At 76.7% G+C, this 2072-nt stretch carries 1 protein-coding gene and 1 pseudogene; both read left to right on the top strand.

Annotated features, from left to right (window positions below):
* Window positions 1–1081, top strand: a 1081-nt coding sequence (locus tag EAO71_RS36220; protein ID WP_147982047.1) for a peptidoglycan-binding protein, incomplete at its 5' end; no start/stop codon positions are given.
* Between the two features lie 759 nt (window positions 1082–1840).
* Window positions 1841–2072 (top strand): annotated as a pseudogene (locus EAO71_RS38345) (hypothetical protein); the annotation flags it as partial.

Here is a 2072-nt window from a genome sequence, read left to right as displayed (position 1 = left end):
GTCCCCGGCAGGCCGTCCGCCTCCGCGCCCTTCCACCCCTGCGCCTGCTGGAACGCCTGGGTCGCCCGGCGCCGCCCCGACGGAGGGTCAGGTCGCGGCCGCGTCGCTGCGCCGCTCGACCCGGACCGAGATCATCAACCGCGCGAAGCGGTGGGTGACGGCACAGGTCCCGTACTCGATGGAGAAGTACTGGACGGACGGATACCGGCAGGACTGCTCCGGCTACATCTCGATGGCCTGGAACCTGAGCGCCAACGAGTGGACCGGCACCCTCGACAAGTTCGGCGAGAAGATCGACCGCACGGAGCTCCAGCCCGGCGACATCCTGCTCTTCCACAACCCGGCCAACCCCACCAAGGGTTCGCACGTCACGATCTTCGGCGGCTGGACCGACTACACCCACACCTCGTACATCGCGTACGAGCAGACCAAGCCGCGCACGCGGCGGCAGGCCACGCCGCTGGCGTACTGGACCAACACCGACCGCTACGTCGCCTACCGCTACAAGGCGATCACCGGCGGCACCGCCACCGGAGGCGCCGCCGCCGCGACGACGGCGTACCCGGGCGCGGCGATGTTCGGGCCCGGCGCGAACAACGCGTACGTCACCCAGCTCGGGCGCCTGCTCGTGGCGCGCGGCGGCACCCGGTTCTACAGCCAGGGTCCCGGCCCGCGCTGGTCCGAGGCGGACCGCCGGGCGACCCAGGCGTTCCAGCAGGCGCAGGGGTGGAAGGGCGCGGAGGCGGACGGCCTGCCGGGGACTCAGACGTGGCGGCTGCTGGTGACCGGGAAGGGCCGCGCCATCGGCGGTTCGAGTGGTTCGGGGGGTTCGAGCACGAATGAGACGGGGTTCCCCGGGCGTGGCTACTTCCGTCCGGGGCAATCCAACGCATATGTGGAGAAGCTGGGCAAACAGCTGGTGAAGCGGGGCTACGGCAAGCACTACCTGTCGGGTCCCGGTCCGCGCTGGTCCGAGGCGGACCGACGCAACGTCGAGGCGTTCCAGCGGGCGCAGGGATGGCTCGGCGGCGCGGCCGACGGCTACCCCGGCCCGGAGACCTGGCGGCGCTTGTTCCGATGACCCCAAGAGCATGAGGTGGACCGCATGACCGCATCGAACCCGAATCCCCTGGGCCCGCCCGGTGACTCCGGCCCCGCGGCCACGCGCGACGCGGCGCGCACGGCACGCCGCCTGACGGAGGAGCCCCGCACCCCGCGTGCGACGGCCGGTCCGCCCGGCGCGGATACGGGTGCGGCCTCGCCGGGCGCGGCGACGGCGCGTGCGGTTGCCGCGGATACGGGGCCTCGGCCCGCCTCGGCGGCGGGCGGGACCGGTGCGGCGGGCGGTGGCGGGCCGGACGCGCCCGAGTCCGGTGGCGGGAAGACTGGCTCGGCGGGATCGGTCGGCGGAGCGGCGATGGCGGCCATGTCGGTGGGTGCGGCGCTCACGGTGGGGCGGCCGGTCAGCGCGGAGAGCGCGCCGCGGCCGGCCGGCGGATCGCCCGCCGAGCCGGGCGGGCCGACCGGGCCGGGCGGAACGGAGGCCGGGTCGGGCGTGGATCCGCGTGCGGCGGGCCGGGGTGTCGACGGAACCGCTTCCGGCGGGACTCCGGCGGACCCGGCCCGTCGTGTGGAGCCGGCGACGGGCGGTGCGGAGCGCGGGCCGGACACGCCCCCGCGTCCGGCGGCGAGTTCGGTCCGCGCGGGCGGAACCGACGCGCCCCGGGGCGCTGTCGACGCATCGGGCGACCGTCCGGCACAGGGAGCGGTCGTCGGATCGCGTGCCGTCGACCGGGCGGCGGGTCCCGACGGCTCCGCGTCCGGGCCCGGCGGCGTTCCGGTGCCGCCCGCACATGAGCGGACCGCCCGCGCGGCGACCGCCAACGGCGCGGGCACCCCTCCCGGCGCCGACCGGCCGACCGGCTCCATCACGCTCGGCGCCGACCGGCCGGCGGGCTCCATCGCGCCCGGCGCCGACCGGCCGACCGGGGGGACGGCCGTCGCCGGGCCGGCGTCCGCGCGGGCGGCGGCGGACTGCCGGGAGTCCGTGGGGGCCGTGGGGGCCGTGGGGC

Origin of the sequence: Streptomyces sp. MS191 (assembly GCF_008042125.1) — a bacterium.
GTDB lineage: Bacteria > Actinomycetota > Actinomycetes > Streptomycetales > Streptomycetaceae > Streptomyces.
The sequence above is the reverse complement of the archived record's forward strand: the minus strand, read 5'-3'. Positions and strand labels throughout refer to the sequence as shown.